At 66.7% G+C, this 19,130-nt stretch carries 21 protein-coding genes; 13 read left to right on the plus strand and 8 right to left on the minus strand.

The window, feature by feature from the left end; genetic code table 11:
* Nucleotides 1–83: 83 nt before the first annotated feature.
* The gene (locus VGV58_RS03000; RefSeq protein WP_326872489.1) at nt 84–953 is read left to right on the plus strand and encodes a hypothetical protein; all 870 of its coding nucleotides are present in this window, start codon (nt 84–86) and stop codon (nt 951–953) included.
* 57 nt (nt 954–1,010) lie between these two features.
* Here the strand turns inward: VGV58_RS03000 and VGV58_RS03005 are convergent, their stop codons facing one another.
* Complete coding sequence (locus VGV58_RS03005; protein WP_326872490.1) at nt 1,011–1,274, minus strand: hypothetical protein; 264 nt, start codon at nt 1,272–1,274, stop codon at nt 1,011–1,013.
* Between the two features lie 112 nt (nt 1,275–1,386).
* Between VGV58_RS03005 and VGV58_RS03010 the strand changes: the two genes are divergently transcribed.
* From VGV58_RS03010 to VGV58_RS03045, 8 genes are all read left to right on the plus strand, one after another.
* Nucleotides 1,387–1,533: a hypothetical protein gene (locus tag VGV58_RS03010; protein ID WP_326872491.1), complete on the plus strand. Its 147-nt coding sequence runs from the start codon at nt 1,387–1,389 to the stop codon at nt 1,531–1,533.
* A 17-nt stretch (nt 1,534–1,550) separates the two neighbouring features.
* Nucleotides 1,551–2,276: a zinc ABC transporter ATP-binding protein AztA gene (gene aztA, locus VGV58_RS03015; RefSeq protein ID WP_326872492.1), complete on the plus strand. Its 726-nt coding sequence runs from the start codon at nt 1,551–1,553 to the stop codon at nt 2,274–2,276.
* A gap of 156 nt (nt 2,277–2,432) precedes the next feature.
* Entirely contained in the window at nt 2,433–3,308 is an 876-nt protein-coding gene (locus VGV58_RS03020; RefSeq protein ID WP_326872493.1) for a metal ABC transporter permease, read from the plus strand.
* Nucleotides 3,309–3,344: 36 nt separating this feature from the next.
* Nucleotides 3,345–4,253: a metal ABC transporter substrate-binding protein gene (locus VGV58_RS03025; RefSeq protein WP_326872494.1), complete on the plus strand. Its 909-nt coding sequence runs from the start codon at nt 3,345–3,347 to the stop codon at nt 4,251–4,253.
* Nucleotides 4,254–4,432: 179 nt separating this feature from the next.
* Nucleotides 4,433–5,395, plus strand: a complete 963-nt coding sequence (locus VGV58_RS03030) for a CobW family GTP-binding protein (protein ID WP_326872495.1) — start codon at nt 4,433–4,435, stop codon at nt 5,393–5,395.
* 14 nt (nt 5,396–5,409) lie between these two features.
* Nucleotides 5,410–6,420 (plus strand): WD40 repeat domain-containing protein, encoded by a 1,011-nt coding sequence (locus tag VGV58_RS03035; protein ID WP_326872496.1) that lies wholly within the window; start codon nt 5,410–5,412, stop codon nt 6,418–6,420.
* Between the two features lie 6 nt (nt 6,421–6,426).
* Nucleotides 6,427–6,702, plus strand: coding sequence for a hypothetical protein (locus VGV58_RS03040; RefSeq protein WP_326872497.1), 276 nt, complete (start codon nt 6,427–6,429; stop codon nt 6,700–6,702).
* A gap of 85 nt (nt 6,703–6,787) precedes the next feature.
* The gene (locus tag VGV58_RS03045) at nt 6,788–7,942 is read left to right on the plus strand and encodes a winged helix-turn-helix domain-containing protein (RefSeq protein WP_326872498.1); all 1,155 of its coding nucleotides are present in this window, start codon (nt 6,788–6,790) and stop codon (nt 7,940–7,942) included.
* A gap of 7 nt (nt 7,943–7,949) precedes the next feature.
* Here VGV58_RS03045 and VGV58_RS03050 read toward each other — a convergent pair whose 3' ends face one another.
* The 3 genes from VGV58_RS03050 to galE form a co-directional block, all read right to left on the minus strand.
* Nucleotides 7,950–9,197: an SGNH/GDSL hydrolase family protein gene (locus VGV58_RS03050; protein WP_326872499.1), complete on the minus strand. Its 1,248-nt coding sequence runs from the start codon at nt 9,195–9,197 to the stop codon at nt 7,950–7,952.
* 68 nt (nt 9,198–9,265) lie between these two features.
* Nucleotides 9,266–10,501, minus strand: a complete 1,236-nt coding sequence (locus tag VGV58_RS03055; protein ID WP_326872500.1) for a lytic murein transglycosylase — start codon at nt 10,499–10,501, stop codon at nt 9,266–9,268.
* 88 nt (nt 10,502–10,589) lie between these two features.
* Nucleotides 10,590–11,579, minus strand: a complete 990-nt coding sequence (gene galE / locus VGV58_RS03060) for a UDP-glucose 4-epimerase GalE (RefSeq protein WP_326872501.1) — start codon at nt 11,577–11,579, stop codon at nt 10,590–10,592.
* Between the two features lie 321 nt (nt 11,580–11,900).
* Between galE and VGV58_RS03065 the strand changes: the two genes are divergently transcribed.
* On the plus strand, nt 11,901–12,779 hold the full coding sequence (locus VGV58_RS03065; RefSeq protein ID WP_326872502.1) for a UTP--glucose-1-phosphate uridylyltransferase: 879 nt from the start codon (nt 11,901–11,903) through the stop codon (nt 12,777–12,779).
* Nucleotides 12,780–12,840: 61 nt separating this feature from the next.
* On the opposite strand, the gene ppa is transcribed toward VGV58_RS03065, so the two are convergent.
* Nucleotides 12,841–13,377 carry an inorganic diphosphatase gene (gene ppa / locus VGV58_RS03070; protein WP_326872504.1) on the minus strand — a complete coding sequence of 179 codons (537 nt, stop codon included), beginning with the start codon at nt 13,375–13,377 and terminating at the stop codon, nt 12,841–12,843.
* Nucleotides 13,378–13,519: 142 nt separating this feature from the next.
* Here ppa and VGV58_RS03075 point away from each other — a divergent pair, with 142 nt between their 5' ends.
* Nucleotides 13,520–14,242 (plus strand): fused DSP-PTPase phosphatase/NAD kinase-like protein, encoded by a 723-nt coding sequence (locus VGV58_RS03075; RefSeq protein ID WP_326872505.1) that lies wholly within the window; start codon nt 13,520–13,522, stop codon nt 14,240–14,242.
* A 6-nt stretch (nt 14,243–14,248) separates the two neighbouring features.
* Here VGV58_RS03075 and VGV58_RS03080 read toward each other — a convergent pair whose 3' ends face one another.
* From VGV58_RS03080 to VGV58_RS03090, 3 genes are all read right to left on the minus strand, one after another.
* On the minus strand, nt 14,249–15,694 hold the full coding sequence (locus VGV58_RS03080) for a hypothetical protein (RefSeq protein WP_326872506.1): 1,446 nt from the start codon (nt 15,692–15,694) through the stop codon (nt 14,249–14,251).
* 241 nt (nt 15,695–15,935) lie between these two features.
* The gene (gene hutX, locus VGV58_RS03085) at nt 15,936–16,466 is read right to left on the minus strand and encodes a heme utilization cystosolic carrier protein HutX (protein ID WP_326872507.1); all 531 of its coding nucleotides are present in this window, start codon (nt 16,464–16,466) and stop codon (nt 15,936–15,938) included.
* A gap of 13 nt (nt 16,467–16,479) precedes the next feature.
* Nucleotides 16,480–16,827, minus strand: coding sequence for an antibiotic biosynthesis monooxygenase family protein (locus VGV58_RS03090; RefSeq protein ID WP_326872508.1), 348 nt, complete (start codon nt 16,825–16,827; stop codon nt 16,480–16,482).
* A gap of 212 nt (nt 16,828–17,039) precedes the next feature.
* On the opposite strand from VGV58_RS03090, the gene VGV58_RS03095 reads away from it, so the two are divergent.
* Nucleotides 17,040–18,017, plus strand: a complete 978-nt coding sequence (locus VGV58_RS03095; protein ID WP_326872509.1) for a heme/hemin ABC transporter substrate-binding protein — start codon at nt 17,040–17,042, stop codon at nt 18,015–18,017.
* Nucleotides 18,014–19,129 carry a FecCD family ABC transporter permease gene (locus VGV58_RS03100; protein ID WP_414643852.1) on the plus strand — a complete coding sequence of 372 codons (1,116 nt, stop codon included), beginning with the start codon at nt 18,014–18,016 and terminating at the stop codon, nt 19,127–19,129. Before VGV58_RS03095 ends, VGV58_RS03100 begins: the two co-directional genes overlap by 4 nt.
* The last annotated feature ends 1 nt before the right edge of the window (nt 19,130 follow it).

Below are 19,130 nucleotides of genomic sequence, written 5' to 3' on the forward strand. Positions count from 1 at the left end.
CGCGCTTCTATGGAGGCGGCAGCTCGCCCGCCTCCGCTCCCGTTCTGCGGATCTGCGGCATCTCGACAGGAGATAGTCTCCCGATGATCCACAAAATCGCGACATGCACTGCGGCCATTGTCCTTGGCCTGTCCGCCATGACGGTTGCCATGGCGCAGCAGGGCGGCATCGACAACGCGGCGCTCGACAGTCCTCGGTTCCGACCGCATGAGCGCACTTTCGGACTGGTCTACACCTTGCCGGCCGAGGTCAATGCGACCCTGCAGGCCACGATAGGTGGCCCTTTGAAGGAAGCCCTGCTGGTTCATGGCCTCGAAACCGAGGCGATCCGCGCCAATATCGCGCATGTCACTGTCGTGCATATCCACAATGCCGACCCGACGACGCCGGCAAAGATGCTGAAAGCCCTGCCCAAGCCGCCCGCGCCGTTGATGACGACGCTGAAGCGCTTCTACACCACCGAAGCTGCCAAGGGCGCTGGCCAGCCATGGTGGCTCGATCTGGGGATCGTCAAGGAAGGCGCGGGGTTCGAGGCCATGATGGCCTACAATACGGCGGCCACCGCTGCGCTCGCGCCCTTGCGCGACGGGCCGCTGCCGCGGGTCACCGGGCCGGTCTACGCAAAGATGGGCGATGCCGGCAAGGATCTCGTCAGGACGCTCGGCGTCAGCGGGGTCAACGTCGTGAAGGACGGCAAGGAATTGCGGTCGCACAACCCGCACAACACGCTGGTCTACAGCACCAAGACCTTCACGCCCGAGCTCGAGGCCGCATTCAACAAGGTCGCCGACCAGTTCAACCAGATCCTGCCGGACGGCATTCCCACCACATTCAAGACCGTCTCCATCGTCGAGCTGGCCTTCGCAGGCAATGTCACCCGCGAGATCTACCGCATCGATCTCGATAACGGCGCGGTGCTGGACGTCGCGACCGGCAAGACGGTTTCGCGCTGAATTCTGCGGAGCTAGAGCATTTTGAGCGAACCGGTGTCCCCTTCGCTCGAAAATGCTCTAACCCTCGATCTGGCGCTTCTGGGCCCTGTCGACCGAGACGAACAGGGTGTTGGCGGCGCCCGGCTCGACGCAGAACACGTCGAAGCTCGGCGCCTGCGGATCGTCGGCCGGCATATGCAGGGTCGCCGAGCCCTTGCGGCCGGCGAAGGCCATGATCCGGAAGCTCAGCCCGTCAGGCAGGCAAATCTCGATCGCATCGGCTGCGATCTCGGCCGCGACGCCGTCGCGTATTGCTTTGAACGTCACCCGCTCGGCACTCACGGCCTGCTCCTGTTCGGATATTGTTGACGATGCCGATAACGCAGTGGCGTTGCGCGCGATGCAAGGGTGATCGTGCTTGCTCGGCGACAAGCGTAATATTATATCATTCAGTATGGCTCATGATCATGCCCACCATCGCCAGCCTGTCGCCGATGCTCCCGGCTGGTCGCTGCTGCGGCTGTCGGCTGGGCAAAGGCTCGGTCTCGCGCTCGGCGTGATCCTGGTGCTGTGGGCGGCGACCCTCGCCGTCATCGCGTAGCTGAAAGTACTTTACCCGTGCCCGCCATCCGTTTCAGCGATCTGACCCTCGGCTATGACCGCCACCCGGCGGTGCATCATCTCTGCGGCGAGATCGCGCCGGGCAGCCTCACCGCCATCGTCGGGCCGAACGGCGCCGGCAAGTCGACCCTGCTCAAGGCCATAGCGGGTGCGCTCTCGCCGCTCGATGGCACGGTGACGCTCGCCAGGGGCAAGCGGCTCGCCTATCTCCCGCAATCGGCCGAGCTCGACCGCTCCTTCCCGATCCATGTCTACGATCTCGTCGCCATGGGGCTGTGGGGCGCGGCCGGCATCTTCGGCAAGATCGGTTTTGGCCAGCGCAGCAAGATCGAGGCGGCGATCGCCGCAGTCGGTCTCACCGGCTTCGAGAGCCGCAGCATCGGCACGCTTTCAGGTGGCCAGATGCAGCGGGCGCTCTTCGCACGGCTGCTGCTGCAGGACGCCGACATCATCCTGCTCGACGAGCCGTTCACTGCGATCGATGCGCGCACCAGCGCCGACCTGTTGGCGCTGGTCCAGCGCTGGCATGGCGAGAACCGCACCGTGGTCGCTGTGCTGCATGATATCGAGACGGTGAAGCGCGCCTTCCCGCAGACGCTGCTGCTGGCGCGCGAGGCGATCGCCTGGGGCGAGACCGGCGAGGTACTGACGGCGAACAACCTGCTCAAGGCGCGGCGCATGGTCGAGGCTTTCGACAGCCACGCCGCGCCCTGCGCGGCGTGAACCCTTTCACATCCTGTTTTCGATCCAGACATCCCCTACCGGGTCATCTCGGGCGACCAAAGGGAGACCCGGGATCCATTCCTGAACCGTTCCGGAACGGGGCCCGGGTCTTCGCTTCGCTACGCCCGGGACGACGGCGTATTTGAACTGAACGCAATGCTCTACGACCTTCTGATCGGCCCCTTCGCCGAATTCGACTTCATGCGCCGGGCGCTGGTTGGCGTGATCGCGCTGTCGGTCTCGGGCGCGCCGGTTGGCGTCTTCCTGATGCTGCGGCGGATGAGCCTGACCGGCGATGCCATGGCGCATGCGATCCTGCCCGGCGCCGCGCTCGGCTATCTCGTCGCCGGCTTCTCGCTGCCGGCGATGACGCTGGGCGGGCTCGTCGCCGGCTTCACCGTGGCGCTCGCGGCCGGCGCCGTGGCGCGTCTGACGGTGCTCAAGGAAGACGCTTCGCTCGCCGCCTTCTACCTGATCTCGCTGGCGCTGGGCGTCACCTTGGTCTCGCTGCGCGGCTCGGCGGTCGATCTCTTCCATGTCCTGTTCGGCAATGTGCTGGCGCTCGACGACGACGTGCTGGTGCTGCTCTCCGGCGTCGCCAGCCTGACGCTCGGTGTGCTGGCGCTGGCCTATCGGCCGCTGGTGCTCGAATGCGTCGATCCCGGCTTCCTGCGCTCGGTCAGCCGCTCCGGCGGCGTCGTGCACCTGACCTTCCTCGGCCTCGTCGTGATCAATCTCGTCGCCGGCTTTCATGCGCTCGGCACGCTGCTCGCCGTCGGGCTGATGATGCTGCCGGCCGCCGCGGCGCGCTTCTGGACCGCCGACATCACCCGGCTGATCCTGCTCGCGAGCGGCTTCGGCATGGCGTCTGGATACATCGGGCTGGTCGCTTCCTACGCCGCCGGCAGTAATCTGCCGGCCGGACCGGCGATCATCCTTGCCGCTGGCGCACTCTATCTCGGCTCGCTCCTGCTGGGTTCGCAGGGCGGGCTTGCGCGACGCCTCTTGCCGAGGGCCCATCTCCAGCGTTAGTTATGTTATAGTGTTTCATATAGCGCGAGAGATGCCATGCTGAACCGCCGCTCCGTTCTTCTCGGCCTTGCCGCCGGTGCCACTCTGCCATTTCCGGCCTTCGCTCAGGAGAAATTGCCTGTTGTCGCGAGCTTCTCGATCCTCGGCGATTTCGTCCGCGAGATCGGCGGCGAACGGGTCGTGGTGACGACACTGGTTGGCCCCGATGGCGACGCGCATGTCTATTCACCGACGCCGGCCGACGCGAAGACGGTGGCAGGGGCGAAGCTCGTCGTCGTCAACGGGCTGAAGTTCGAGGGTTGGCTGACAAGGCTGGTGAAATCCTCGGGCACCAAGGCGACCGTCGCGACCGCGACAACCGGAATCACGCCACTGAAGATGGCCGATGATCACGGTCACGGCCATGGCGGCGAGGATCCGCATGCCTGGCAGAGCGTCGCCAATGCCAAGCTCTATGTCGGCAATGTCAGAGATGCACTGGTCGCGGCCGACCCGGCTGGCAAGGCGGTCTATGAGGCCAACGCCGCGGCCTATCAGACCAAGCTCGATGCGCTCGAGAGCGAGATCAAGGCCGCGGTCGCGCGCATCCCGGCAGATCGGCGCAAGGCGATCACCTCGCATGACGCCTTCGGCTACTTCGTCAAGGCCTATGGCATCGCCTTCATCGCTCCACAGGGCGTCTCTACCGAGGCCGAGGCCTCGGCCAAGGACGTCGCCCGCATCATCCGCCAGATCAAGGCGGAGAAGGTGCCGGCGGTGTTCCTGGAGAACATCACCAATCCGCGCCTGGCCGAGCAGATCGCGAGGGAGAGCGGCGCGAAGATCGGCGGGCGCCTCTATTCCGATGCGCTTTCGGCCGAGAACGGCCCGGCCGGGACTTACATCGCGATGATGAAACACAATATAAGCCAGATCGAGAAGGCGCTCGTCGCCGGCCCGGCCTGAGGGTCCCATCCCGCAGCAACGGCGTCATCCTGGACAAGCCGCGTAGCGGCGCAGCTCCGGGATCCATCGGAGGGCTCCGGAGCGCTACGATGGATCCCGGCACTCCGCTTCGCTTCGGCCAGGATGACGACGGTGGATGTGATGCTCGGTTCGGCAGAACCGTTTTGAAGGTAGAATCCATGTCCGAGAAGATTCCCGTCACGGTGCTCACCGGTTATCTGGGCGCCGGCAAGACCACGCTCCTCAACCGCATTCTCACCGAGGATCACGGCAAGAAATTCGCCGTGATCGTCAACGAGTTCGGCGAGACCGGCATCGATGGCGACCTCGTCGTCGGCGCCGACGAGGAAGTGTTCGAGATGAACAATGGCTGCATCTGCTGCACGGTGCGCGGCGACCTGATCCGCATCCTCGACAGCCTGATGAAGCGCAAGGGCAAGTTCGACGCGATCATCGTCGAGACCACCGGTCTCGCCGATCCCGCCCCGGTCGCCCAGACCTTCTTCGTCGACCAGGATGTCGGCGACGCCACCAAGCTCGACGCGGTCGTGACCGTGACCGATGCCAAGTGGCTGAAGGACCGGCTCAAGGACGCGCCGGAAGCCAAGAACCAGATCGCCTTCGCCGATGTGATCATCCTGAACAAGACCGATCTCGTCAGCGCCGAGGAGCTCGCCGAGGTCGAGGCGACGATCCGTGCGATCAACCCCTATGCCAAGCTGCACAAGACGACGCGCTGCGACCTGCCGATCGCCGATCTGCTCGATCGCAACGCCTTCGATCTCGACCGCATCCTCGACATCGAGCCCGACTTCCTCGAAGCCGGCCACCATCACCATCACTCGGAGGACGTCCGCTCGATGTCCTTCACCATCCCCGGCGACGTCGATCCCGAGAAGTTCATGCCCTGGATCAACGACATCAGTCAGGTGCAAGGGCCGAACATCCTGCGCTCCAAGGGCATTCTCGCCTTCAAGGACGAGCCGCGCCGCTTCGTCTTCCAGGGCGTGCACATGATCCTCGACGGCGACCTGCAGCGCGACTGGAAGTCCGGCGAGAAGCGCGAATCGCGCCTCGTCTTCATCGGCCGCGATCTCGACGAGGCGGCGCTGCGCAAGGGGTTCATGGCCTGCGCGGCTTGAGCTAAAGCGTGGGCATGGATTCGATCACCAAACCCGTCTCGCTGCGCGAGCATGTCGTTCCCGTCGAAGCCGGCGAGCATGTCGTCGGCGCCGTCTGGCTGAAGCAGACGCTGGCGCTCGCCCTCGCCGATGGCCGGGTGCTGCGCTGGCGCGACGGCGAGACTGAAAACATCGAGGCGCATGGCGGCGGCCTGCTCTGCACAGCTTCGGACGGCGCGCGCCTGATCAGCGGCGGCGATGACGGCCGCGTGGTCGCGATCTCGGCCGATGGCGCGCCGGAGGAGCTCGCCCGCGATCAAAAGCGGCGCTGGATCGATGCCGTGACGGTGTCGGCCTCCGGCAGCATCGCCTGGAACAGCGGCCGTGATGTCCACGCCCGCGACGACAAGGGCAAGCTCAGGTCGCTCGACGTCGCCTCGACGCCGCAGGGCCTTGCCTTCGCACCGAAAGGCTACCGGCTCGCCATCGCGCAGATGAACGGCGTGCTGCTCTGGTATCCGAACACCGAGGCCAAGCCCGATTTCCTGGAATGGAAGGGCTCGCATCTCGACGTGACCTGGTCGCCGGACGGGCGCTTCATCGTCACCGCCATGCAGGAGAACGCGCTGCATGGCTGGCGCCTCGGCGAGAAGCCGAGCCATATGCGCATGACCGGTTATCCGGCGAAGCCTCGCTCGCTGTCCTGGTCGCATGACGGGCTCTGGCTCGCCTCCAGCGGCGCGGACGCCGCGATCGTCTGGCCCTTCCAGGGCGAGGGGCCGACCGGCAAGGCGCCGCGCGAATGCGGCGCACGCCACGCCAAGGTCACCCGCGTCGCCTTCCACCCCAAGGCGCTGGTTCTGGCGATCGGCTATGACGATGGCTGCATCCTGCTGGTGCGCCTGACCGACGCCTCGGAGCTTCTGGTGCGGCCGGCGCAGCGCGGCAGCGGCATCACCGCCTTCGCCTGGGACAAGTTTGGCAAGCGCCTCGCCTTCGGCACCGAAGACGGTGCGGCCGGCGTGCTCACCCTGCCGGGCGGCTGAGCGGCGATGCGCTTCGGCCTGTTCGGCAAGGACAAGCGCGAGGCCGCCGGGGCCGATGCCTCGAAGCAGGTCAAGCAACAGGTGCGCGAGCTGCTCGGCCTGCCCGAGAACGCCGTGATCGCGGTCAACGAGATCCTCTGCGCTGACCCGGCCTGCCCGGGGACGGAGACGGTGATTTTGGTGATGAAGCCCGGCGAGAAGACGAGGGCCTTCAAGGTCCAGATGGGGCTGGCGGAGCTGACGCCGGAGGCGCTGGCCCAGGCGTTGTCCATTCCCGGCTGAGCCGGCGAAGACCACCGTCATGATGTGTCAGTAGATGGCAATTGCGCGCCTTAACCTTTGGCGGTGCCATCGCTAGCTTGCCCTCATGGCGACACGACCGCGGAAGATTCTAACCCTCGACAAGGCGCAAGCGCGCCGGATCTGGCTCAAGGCCCAGAAGCTCGACACGCGCGAGCCCTTCGGCTCTGGCACCGGGGCGACGGCGGCTGCGGTTAGCCATCTCGGCTATGTCCAGATTGACACGATCAACGTGGTTGAGCGCTGCCATCACCACATCCTCTACAGCCGGATTCCGGGCTACAGCCGCGACGATCTCGCGCAAGCACAGTCGCAGGACAAGGCGGTGTTCGAGTACTGGACGCATGCGCTGTCCTATGTGCCGGCCACGGACCTGCGCTATTTCCTGCCGGCGATGAAGGCGCATCGCGCCGAGCCGAAGCGCTGGGCCTCGGTCGGCAGCCGCGAGGAGACGCGCAAGCTGCTGCGTCGCATCCGCAAGGACGGCGCCCTCACCATCCGCGACATCGACACCGACGTGCTGGTCGAGAAGACGCATCTCTGGGCGAGCAAGAAGCCGTCAAAAGGCCTGCTCGAACGTGCCTTCTACGATGGCGAGCTCGCGATCTCGGCCCGCTCCGGCATGCTCAAGACCTATGAGCTGATCGACCGGCATTTCGGCTGGGAGAAGCAGCCGGCGCCGGCCTCCGAACGCCAGGTTGCCGCCTACAAGCTCGACCGGGCGCTGCGGGCGCAGGGCATCGTCAGCCTCGATTCGATCTGCCATCTCGATGCGCCCAGCAAGAAGGCGATCGCCGAGCTGATCGCCGGGCGTGTCAGGCGCAAGGAGCTGGTGCCGGTCGCGATCGAAGGCGCGGAGAAAGCCGCGCATTGGGCGCTGCCGGAGGTGCTCGAACCATCCGGGCCGGCCGACGACGGTCTCGTCCACATCCTCTCGCCCTTCGATCCGCTGGTCATCCAGCGCAAGCGGCTGAAGCTGTTCTTCGGCTATGACCACGTCTTCGAGGCCTATTTGCCCAAGGAGAAGCGCGTCTTCGGCTATTTCGGCCTGCCGGTACTGGCGGATGACCGCATCGTCGCCGTCGCCGACCTCAAGACCGACCGGGCGGCGCGCAAGCTCCTGGTGCAGCAATGGACCTGGCTGGAGCCGGAGCCTTCACCCGAATTGAAGCGGCAGGTCGACGAGGAGATGGGGCGCTTCGAGCGGTTTCAGCTGGCCTGAGGCAGTCTCAGTTCGGCCGCGGCCAGCGGAAATCGTCGGCGCGGCCGGGGCGCGGCTCGGGCGCGATGCCCTGGCCGAAGACGCGGTCGAGCCCGGCTGCGACATCGCCGCGGCCACGCGCTTCCTGGATCGAGGCGATCAGCGCCGCATCGCCACCCGGGGAGACCGCGCCGGTCAATGGCAGGATCGGGCCTGCGAGCGGCCGGGGCGGGACCACGGGCACGAGAGGGAGATCGGTCGGGATGCCGCTGACCATGCGGTCGATCAGGCGCTCGACATCCATTGGCTGTGGGGCCGGCGCGGGCGTGCCGTCTGCCTCGGGGGGAACAGGCAGGGCAATGACGTTCTGTGTCGGCGTCTTCTCCAGGAGGCGGCGGATGACGACGTCGATGAAATGCGCGGCCTTGCGGGCGCCGGCCTTGGTGAAATGCACGCCGTCGCCGAGCCGCAGCCGGGCGACCTGGCCGTTCACATCCGGCCCCATGGCGGCGTAGCGGTTCTCCGTGTCGACATAGACGCCCCAGAGATCGACGAACTCGCCGCCGGCTGCCTCCGCGCCCTTGCGGAAGAGGTCGTTCAGCGTGGTCAGGTCGGCTGAGAGGCGGGCGTTCTGCATCGGCGGCGCGCCGACCCAGATCAGCGGTACCCGCCTGGTGCTGAAGGCTGAGGCGACGGCCTCGACCCGTGCCTTGTAGAGCTGGAGCCAGCGCTCGCTCAGCGGCTCATGGGTGATCTCGCCCTCGCGGATCACCTGGCGGTCGTTCGGCCCGAGCACGACGACGCCGACCATGATCTTGGCATCTGCCGCCAGGAGCTCGCCTGCCGCTTTCGGCCAGTCATAGAAGTCGGTACGGACCAGCCCGCTATCGGCCTTGGCCTTGTTCTCGACGGCGACGTCGGCACGGTCCTGCAGGCTGTCCTCCAGCCCTTCGGCGATCTGCCCGGCGAGCGTATCGCCGATCACCAGGACGTGGTGGTTGACGTCGACCTTGGGGATGACCGGATCGTCGCGGACGACGACGCGCGTCGGCGCCCGGCGCTGCTGGACCGGAGCGACACGCTGCCGCGGCTGCCGTGGCTGGGCGGCTGGCCTCTCCGGAATCTGCCAGAACATGTTGAACAGGCTGCGGCCCTGCGGCTGTGCCTGCGGTATCCGGCCCGGCGGCACCGGGTTCTGGGCGATCGAGACCGGTCCGCCGGTGATGAGCACGAGCAGGGCCGCTGCCAGAACCATGAAGAGCGAACGCAGGCGCATCATGCTCTCGATCAGCGCCGGTCAGGAGGGGGCGCCGTCAGGCAATATAGTCGCGATCGCCTCGTTCGTCAGCGGGGCGCCTTCATCCGCGTCAGCAGGGCCGGGGTCGGCCAGCCATCGGCGAGCAGGCCGACGCGCAGCTGGTACTGCCGGACCGCCTCGCGCGTGCCGGTGCCGATGCGCCCGTCGGCGTCGTGATTGTAGAGGCCGAGCCCCTTCAGCCGGCGCTGGACTTCTGTCGTGCCGGCCTTGTCGAGCCGCGGCGCCTTGACCGGCCATTCGCCCTGCAGGGCGGGCCGACCGACGATCCGGTCGCCAAGATGGCCGACGGCGAGGGCATAGGCATCGGAGGAGTTGTACTTCTTGATGACGTCGAAATTCGCCGTCAGCAGCATGGCCGGGCCGGTATGGCCGGCGGGGTAGAACAGACGCGCCTCGCCAGATGAGGGGAGGGAGCCGCCATCGGCGCGGCGCACGCCGGCCGAGCGGAAGGACGAGAAGCTGGCGCGGTAGAGATTGTGGTCGAAGCCCTCGGGCACCACGACCTCGATGCCCCAGGGCAGTCCGGGGGTCCAGCCATAGCCCTTGAGATAGTTGGCGGTCGAGGCGATGGCGTCGCTGGTCGAGGTCCAGATGTCGGCATGGCCGTCGCCGGTCTGGTCGACCGCGTATTTCATGTAGCTCGACGGCATGAACTGGGTGTGGCCCATGGCGCCGGCCCAGGACCCCCGCAGTTCGCTGCGCTCGACATAGCCCTTCTCGATCAGCTCCAGCGCGGTCAGCAGCTCGTCGCGGAAGAAGTCGCCGCGATAGCGGATGTTCGCCAGCGTCGCGAGCGAGCGGATCACGTCCTTGTCGCCCTTGAACGAGCCGTAATTGGTCTCCATCCCCCAGATGCCGAGGATGATCTCCTTGGGCACGCCATAGCGGGATTCGGCCTGGGCCAGCACGCTGGCATGGGCGTCGAGCATCTCGCGGCCGCGCGAGATCCGGCCGCCGCCGACGGCGCTGTTGAGATAGCTCCAGATCGGCGCGACGAATTCCGACTGCTTGCGGGTCAGCGTCACGATCGAGGGGTCGGGCGTCACGCCCTGGAAGGCCAGGTCGAAGGTCTTGCGCGAGATGCCACGCGCCTGAGCCATCGGCCACAGCGTCTTCAGGAAGCCGTCGAGGCCCGGTGCGGTCGGCCTCGTTTCGGGCTTGGGGGTTTGCGCCCGCGCCGGATTGATCGAACCCGTCGTCTGCGCAAGCGCCGGCCCGAGGCCGAGCGCCACGGCGAAGGCGAGAACGGTGACGGGGCGCATGGTTGCTCCTCTGGCTCGGTCGCAGTGTCTTTCCACCACAGCGCCCGAACGAGGTTAACCATGGGTTAACGCCGCGCCAAATAGGTCGTCAGCTGGCGTTGCGCTTGCGCAGGCTCTCTTCCCAGGCCAGTGCCTGGGTGACGATCTCGGAGAGATTGTCATGCTCCGGCTGCCAGCCGAGCTCGGCGCGGATGCGGTCGGCCTTGGCGACAAGCGCGGCGGGATCGCCCGGGCGGCGCGGCGAAAGCCTGACCGGGAAATCGACGCCCGAAACCTCTTTCACCACCTCGACGACTTCCTTGACCGAATAGCCACGACCATAGCCGCAGTTCAGTGTCAGGTTCCCGCCGCCGGCGCGCAGATGGTCGAGTGCGGCGAGATGGGCGCGGGCGAGGTCGGTGACGTGGATATAGTCGCGGATGCAGGTGCCGTCCGGTGTTGCGTAGTCGGTGCCGAAGATGTCGAGCCCGGCGCGCTGGCCGAGCGCGACTTGGCTCGCAACCTTGATCAGATGGGTGGCGGTGGCGCTGGACTGGCCCGAGCGGCCCCTTGGATCGGCACCGGCGACGTTGAAATAGCGCAGTGCGACATAAGTGAGTCCATGGGCACGGGCGACGTCGCCGAGCATCCATTCGCTCATCAGCTTGGAGCGGCCATAGGGGTTGATCGGGTTGAGAGCGATCTCCTCCGGCACCGGCGAGACCGGTGGTTCGCCATAGACGGCGGCGGTCGAGGAGAAGATCACATGCTTGACGCCGCCGCGCACGGCGCTCTCCAGCAAGGCGCGCGTCTTGACGGTGTTGTTGTGGTAGTAGCCGAGCGGATCCGATACCGAATCCGGCACGACGATCTTCGCGGCGAAATGCGCGATCTCGCTGATGCCGTGCTCGGCGATGGTGCGCTCGACCAGGGCCTGATCGCCCATGTCGCCGCGCACGAGGGTCGCCTCCTGCGGCACCGCCCACCAGAAGCCGGTCGAGAGATCGTCGAGCACGACGACCTTCTCGCCGCGGTCCAAGAGCTCGAGGACCATATGGCTGCCGATATAGCCCGCGCCGCCCGAAACCAGAATCGCCATCTTCGTCTCCTCGTCACGTGATCCGCATAAACGGGAATCACGACAGTTCGATCCAGCCTGTCTCCTTGGCATGGCTAATCTCGGGCATGGTCCCGAGGAAGCCGTGCAGGGCTGCAGGGGAGGGCGGCAGATCCGGCACTCTACGGCAAAAGCGTTGACGTATCGGCAAGGCCCGACTGGTATTTGAGATCAAGGCCGGCCCGGCTTTCGCCAGATTCACGGGCCAGCCTTGAACGGCCGGCATGAATCGGGCGAAGCCGGCTCTCCCGAAGCCCTCCGACCTCAGCAGGCGTGCGCCCAAGGCGCGCGAGATGGACGCGCATGATCAAGAAAATCCGCAAGGCGGTCTTTCCCGTCGCTGGTCTCGGCACCCGTTTCCTGCCTGCCACCAAGGCGATCCCGAAGGAGATGCTGACCATCGTCGACCGACCGGTGGTCCAGCATGTGGTCGACGAGGCCCGCGCCGCCGGGATCGAGCATTTCGTCTTCGTCACCGGCCGCAACAAGGCTGTGATCGAGGACCATTTCGACATGGCCTACGAGCTCGACGACACGCTGGCCAAGCGCGGCAAGACCAAGGAGCTGGAGGCGCTCAAGCTCGACCTGCCGGCCGCCGGCGCTGCGAGCTTCACCCGCCAGCAGGCGCCGCTCGGGCTCGGCCACGCCGTCTGGTGCGCCCGCGACATCATCGGCGACGAGCCTTTCGCGCTGCTGCTGCCGGACATGCTGCACCACACCAGCGGCAAGGGCTGCCTTGCCGAGATGATCGAGGCCCATGCCGAGCATGGCGGCAACCACATCGCGGTCGCGCCGGTCCCAGACGACCAGACCCATCAATACGGCATCGTTGGCGTCGCCGACGCCAAGGCCAAGGTCTCGCAGATCAGCAAGATGGTCGAAAAGCCGCCGAAGGGTACGGCGCCGTCGAACCTGCACATCACCGGCCGCTACATCCTGCAGCCGACGATCTTCGATCTGCTCGCCAAGCAGGAGAAGGGCGCAGGCGGCGAGATCCAGCTGACCGACTCGATGATCGCACTGGCGCAGCAGGAGAAGTTCTTCGCGGTGCGCTTCGACGGCGACATCTACGACACCGGCTCGAAGATCGGCTTCCTCAGCGCCAATGTCGCCTATGCGCTGGAGCGCGGCGATCTCGGTCCGCAATTGCGCGGTGAGATCGAACGGCTGCTGAAGAAATAGGGAATGCCGAATGCCATGGCCGGGGCGACCCCGGCCATGGCATGTTCCTCAGTGACGAGCCTCAGCCCTTGGCCTTCTTGGCCCGCTCGATCGCCTCGACGATCAGCTGTTTCGCCTTCGCGGCGTCGCCCCAGCCGGTGAGCTTCACCCACTTGCCGGGTTCCAGGTCCTTGTAGTGCTCGAAGAAGTGCTGGATCTGGTCGAGCGTGATCTGCGGCAGATCGGTGTAGTTCGTCACGTTCTCGTAGCGCTTGGTCAGCTTGGGGACTGGCACGGCGATGATCTTCTCGTCGCCGCCGCCCTCGTCCTCCATCATCATCACGCCGATCGGACGGACCGCGATATAGGAGCCCGGCACCAGCGGACGGGTATTGGCGACGAGCACGTCGCAGGGGTCGCCGTCTTCCGACAGCGTATGCGGGATGAAGCCGTAATTCCCGGGATAGCGCATCGGCGTATAGAGGAAGCGATCGACGAACAGCGTTCCCGCTTCCTTGTCCATCTCGTACTTGATCGGTTCGCCGCCGATTGCGACTTCGATGACGACGTTGACCTCGTCCGGGGGATTCTTGCCGATGGCGATGGCGTCGAGCCGCATGTACCTGACCTGTCGATGACAAAACTTCCGCGGCCTTATGCGCGGTTGCGGCGCAAAGGCCAAGCCCGGCTTTTAGTCGGAGTTACCGATTTGCGCAGCAGGGCTCGCGCTGCTATCGGGCCGGCATGACAGGTGCGATCCCATGCTGAACCGCTGGCGGCGGCCGGAAGACCGTTACGCAAGGCGCATGGCGCGCATCGCGCGCTGGGACCGCCCCCTGACTGGCCGGCTCGATCGCGCGCGCGCCTGGACCAACATGCTCCTGGCCGATCACGGCATCTTCCGGCTCGTCTATCTCAATGCGCACCGCATCACCCCGCAGCTCTGGCGCGCCGCCCAGCCGGCCCCGACCGACATCGCCTGGTTCGCCCGCCAGGGCGTGAAGACGATCGTCAACCTGCGCGGCGGCCGCGAGCACGGCGCCTGGCCGCTGCAGAAGGAGGCCTGCGAGCGCCACGGCATCTCGTTGGTCGAATTCGTCCTGCGTTCGCGCGGCGCGCCGGACCGCGACACCCTTCTTGCCGCCCCCGCCTTCTTCGCCAGCCTGCAGACCCCAGCGCTGGTGCACTGCAAATCCGGCGCCGACCGGGCTGGCTTCTTCGCCGCGCTCTATCTGCTGGTCCACGAGAAGCGGCCTCTCGCGGAGGCGATGGCCGAGCTCTCTCTGCGCTACGGCCATTTCCGCTTCGCCAAGACCGGCATTCTCGACTTCTTCTTTGAGACCTATGCCCGCGAAGGCGCCAGCAAGGGCACGCCGTTCCTCGACTGGGTCGCCGGGGACTACGATCCCGAACGGCTCGAGCGCGAATTCAAGCCCGGCTTCTTCTCCTCGCTGCTCGCCGACCGCCTGATCCGGCGGGAATAGCCGACGCTAGCTTGCGCTCGCGACCCGCTGGTCGCCGATCGCGGTCCATGTCAGGCGCAAATGCAGCAGCAGGCGCCCCAGCGAGATCAACCCGATCACCGCGAGCAGGGCCGGCGACAGGCTGCCGAACCCCCAGACCACGATCGCCGCGGCGGCCAGCGCTACCGCGTTGGCTGTCATCTGGCTATGCGGGCGCGATGAGAAGGCGCCCATTTCCTGCAAGGGGCCGGCTAGCGCGCCGCTGCCATAGAACAGCGCCATGATCGCCATCACCTCGCCGATGCCGCCCCATTTGGTGCCGCTCAGGAGCAATTCGTCGGTGCTGACGGCAACGAAGGCGATCGCGGTGAAGAGCGCCACGACGATCGCCACCATGCCCAAAGTGAGCAGGCGGGCCCGCTTCTGCTGATCGTGGCCGCGATGCCTGCGCAGATCGCTCATCACGAGCGGCGTCGTCACGGCGCCGAACATCTGCGCGGGCATGTCGAGCAGGCGCGTCGCCAGCGCGACATGGGCGGCCAGCACCGGGTTGCTCGACATCGGCAGGGCCAACAGCGGCGCTGCCGAGAAGCCGAAGGAGAGCAATGCCGAGGGCAGGAGGAAGGTCGGCGAGCTGCGCCATTGCCAGCCTGCCATGATCAGTTCGGTCAGCGACCAGCGCGAGGGATGCATCAGGCGCAGCAGCGAGCCGCGCCGGCGCCAGGCGAGGTAGCAGGCCGCGACGGCATGGCCGAACGCATCGGCGGCGAAGAGGGCGAGGGCTATCGGCCCGAGCGGCCAGATCAGCAGGATCATCATCCCGGGCTGGAGCAGCGCCTGGGCGATGTTGCTGTTGCCGATCGTGGCGAAGTCGCCTTCTGCCGTGGCCTCGGCCAGCAGCAGCCGGATCGCCGCGCGGCTCGCCAGCGAGATCAGGAATAGCGCGCCGAAGCCGCGCAGGATCCAGCCCTGCGACGCCGCGAACAGGACCGCGATCACGGCCCCGGCGAGAAAGATGATGCCGGTGGCGACCGCCAGTCGGAAGGCGCGGCCGAGCCGCAGCCGGTCGTTGTTCTGGAAGAACACCGCCTCGAATCGCAGCAGGACGGCGATCGAAGTCAGGTTGGCCAGGGCCGCGAAGATCGCGAAGTCAGCGAAGACCTGGGGTGGGCACAGCGCGGCGGCCAGCAGCAGCCCCCACACCGACAACAGGCGCGCCTGCACGAACCGCAGCGCCAGCATCGCTCCGTTGCGGAAGCCGGCGCGCTTGGCGAGCGATGACAGCGCTGCTTTGGGGCTGGCCGCGGCCGATGCCGGCCCGATCAGGTCCTTGGCGAGACTGACCCGAGTCAAGGCGAGCTGTGCCGCCATCGCAGCGTCCTCAGCCGGGTTCTCGGGCAGGTCGTCTGCGTCGGCCGGCCGGCCGTGGCGCTCGCCTGTCGGAGTCCGTGCGCGATCAACGATGTCGATCACGTCGCTTTTCTCCGCAGGCAGAAAGCTGCGCTTCTATGGTTAACGCTTGGTAAATTCTCGATCTTTCGCGATATCTCTGGCACCGCCCACCCGATATGGGGGTGCTTGTGGCGGAAGCGTGGCGATTGACGTCATTTGTCAGCGATCAGCCTGCGGCCATGCGTCCATGGCCTGACAAGAAAGCCTCCGCCGGCGGGCGGCGGAGGCTCTGATGGCGTGGTCAGCCGCCGAAGTGGTCGGCTCAGGCGAAATCGCGCTTCAGCGCCTCGAAGCGTGCGACCTGATCGGGCAGGAGCTCGCGCGCCGCATCGCGGCGGACGAAGACCTTGAACATTGCCTCGCCGGCGCCGTTGAAGAACTGCACCGAGCAGGAGCGGCGGCCGTGGAAGGCGCGATCGACGAGGTAGATCGCCGTGCAGTTGCCGGCCTTGATATGGCCGCCGATCGGGCTGTCGCCATGGATGTTGTAGTAGCCGTGGCCGAAGGAGCCGACCGGCAGCGAGCCCTCGCATTCGAGCACGATGTCGGGCGTGTGCACGATGAAGAGCACCGTGCCCCAGTTCGACAGCTCCTGCCAGAGCGCTTCGAAGCGCTCCGCGGCGATGAAGAGGCGCTGTTCTTCCGGCGTCGCCTCGAGCACGGCCAGCGTCGAGACGCCGTGCTCGCGCGCGACCGCCTCGATCACCCCGTCCGGCTTGGCCGCGAGCGCTGCCCGGACCTTCTCCATGGCTTCGGCGGAAGCAGCCGGGGCCAATGTCTCGGCAAACGACATCGTGATCAGCCTCTCACTCGGCCGCCTGGCGCGGCAGATGCGGGTTGTGCTCGGTCAGGATCGTCTCGAAGCCCTCGAATTCGGGGTGGCCGAGATAGAGCGGCGTCGGCCGCGGCTGGCCGGCATTGCGGTGCGACTCGCGGAACTGGTCCGACGTGGTCCAGGCGGTGAAATCGGCCTTCGAGGCCCAGGTGGTGTGCGAGGAGTAGAGGGTGTGGTCCTCCTTCTCCGGGCCCTTGAGCAGATGGAAGGCGATGAAACCCTTCATCTCGTCGAGGCGGGTCTTGCGCGAGGACCAGACCGTCTCGAAGGCCTCCTCCTCCCCCTTGACGACCTTGAAGCGATTCATGGCGATGAACATCGGGAAATCCTCGGCGGTTCAGAAAAGGTGATGGTCTGGCAGCTTGCGCCGCTCTTGACCCTCCTTAGTAAAGCTGCATATCACCGTCAACAACGGCTCCAATAATCGTTGTTTTGAATGATTATAAAAGAGCTATTACTTTGTAATGACTTCAGTGTAGCTGGGCGCCATGGTCGCTTCTGCTACGCGTCGTCGCATGCATGAGATCGATCATGGGCACGCTGCAAGCGCCTTCATCCGCTCCGCTCGCGGGCTTCAGAGCCAAGCGCCTCGGCCGAGAGGTCGCAGCTGCCGCCGCCGTGTCCCTGCTGGCGCTGGGCGGCCTATTCGGGTCGCTGGAGCCGCTGGCCGTCGTCTCCTCCGCCCGGGCGCAGGCCGCCGAGCGCATCGTCGCGGCCGGCGGCGTCGTCACCGAAGTGCTCTATGCGCTCGGCCAGCAGGACAAGGTGGTCGGCGTCGACACCACCAGCCAGTGGCCGCCGGAGGCGCTGAAGGATAAGAAGAGCGTCGGCTATGTCCGGGCGCTCTCGGCCGAGGGCGTGCTCTCGCTGAAACCCTCGCAGGTCATCGCGGTGGAAGGCGCCGGTCCGCCCGACGCGCTCGCCCTGCTCAAGGAATCCGGCACGCCGATCACCATGATCCCGGAAGCGCTGACGCCGGAAGCCGTGGTTTCGAAGATCGCTGCGATCGGCAAGGCCGCCGGAGTCGCCGAGTCGGCGCAGCAGCTCGCTGCCGCGGTGAAAGGGCGCTTCGAAGAGCTCGACAAGCTGCGCTCCGGCCTGCCCGGGCAGAAGCGCGTCCTGTTCGTGCTCTCGCTGCAGAACGGGCGCACCCTGGTCGGTGGCAGAGCCACCACTGCCGATGCGATCATCGCGCTTGCCGGTGGCGTCAATGCCGCCAGCGCTGTCGAAGGCTTCAAGCCGATGACCGACGAGGCGATCATCACCGCGGCACCCGACGTCGTGCTGATGATGCGCCATACCAACAGCGGGGCGCACAGTGCCGTCGCCGCCGAACTCTACGCCATGCCCGCCTTCTCGCAGACGCCGGCAGCAAAACAGCAGTCGCTGATCCGGATGGACGGACTCTATCTTCTCGGCTTCGGCCCGCGCACCCCCAACGCAGCGCGAGATCTGATGGCCGAGCTCTACCCCGAAGCCAAGGTCGCCCAGCTCTCCGCCGCCAAATGACGCTTGCCGTGAAGCAGCCCCTGAGTGCGAGTGCCGCGGCGCTGGCCGTGCTCACGGCCGGTCACCGCCGCAAGGGTGTGATCGCCGTCGCCGCGCTGGTCGGACTCTGCCTGATGTTGATGCTGCTTTCGCTCGGGGCAGGGGCTTTCGCCATCGCGCCCGGCCGCGTCGCCGACATTCTCATCGCCAAACTCGGCCTCGGCCCCGTCGATCTGCTGGGCAGCCGCGAGGCGCTGGTCGTGCTCAATATCCGCATGCCGCGCCTGCTGCTCGGCGCGCTGGTCGGGGCGGCTCTGGCCATTTCCGGCGCGCTGATGCAGGGCCTGTTCCGCAACCCGCTTGCCGATCCCGGCCTTGTCGGCGTCTCTGCCGGCGCCGGCCTCGCCGCCGCAGCGACGATCGTGCTCGGCGATCGCCTCTTCCTGGCGAATTTCGCAATGAAGCTGCCCTTCGCGGTGCTGCCCTTCGGCGCCTTTTTCGGCGGCCTCGTCTCGACGCTGGCGCTCTATCTGATCGCGACCCGCCAGGGCCGCACCTCGGTTGCGACCATGCTGCTGGCCGGCGTTGCACTTGGCGCGCTGGCTGGCTCGCTCACCGGTCTGCTCGCCTTCATCTCCGACGACCGGCAATTGCGCGACCTGACCTTCTGGTCGCTCGGCAGCCTCGGCGGTGCGAGCTGGACCAAGCTTTCGGTGGTGGCGCCGATCGTGCTGCCGCTGCTCTTCGCCGTGCCGTTGCTGGCGCGGGGGCTGAACGCCTTGATGCTCGGCGAGGCCGAGGCCTACCATCTCGGCGTGCCCGTCCAGCGCATCAAGGCGCTCGCGATCCTGCTGGTCGCGCTCGCGGTCGGTGCCAGTGTCGCCGCGGCCGGCGTGATCGGCTTCGTCGGCATCGTCGTGCCGCATCTGATCCGGCTCTCGATCGGCCCCGACCATCGCCTGCTGCTGCCGCTGTCGGCGATCGGCGGCGCCGCCCTGCTGGTCGGCGCCGACATCATCGCCCGGCTCGTCGTCGTGCCGGCGGAGCTGCCGATCGGCATCGTCACCGCCTTCATCGGTGCGCCCTTCTTCCTCTGGCTGCTGCTGCGCCGCGGCCGGATCGCGGAGCTCTGAG

Source organism: Allobosea sp. (assembly GCF_035944895.1).
In the GTDB taxonomy this organism is placed as follows: Bacteria; Pseudomonadota; Alphaproteobacteria; order Rhizobiales; family Beijerinckiaceae; genus Allobosea.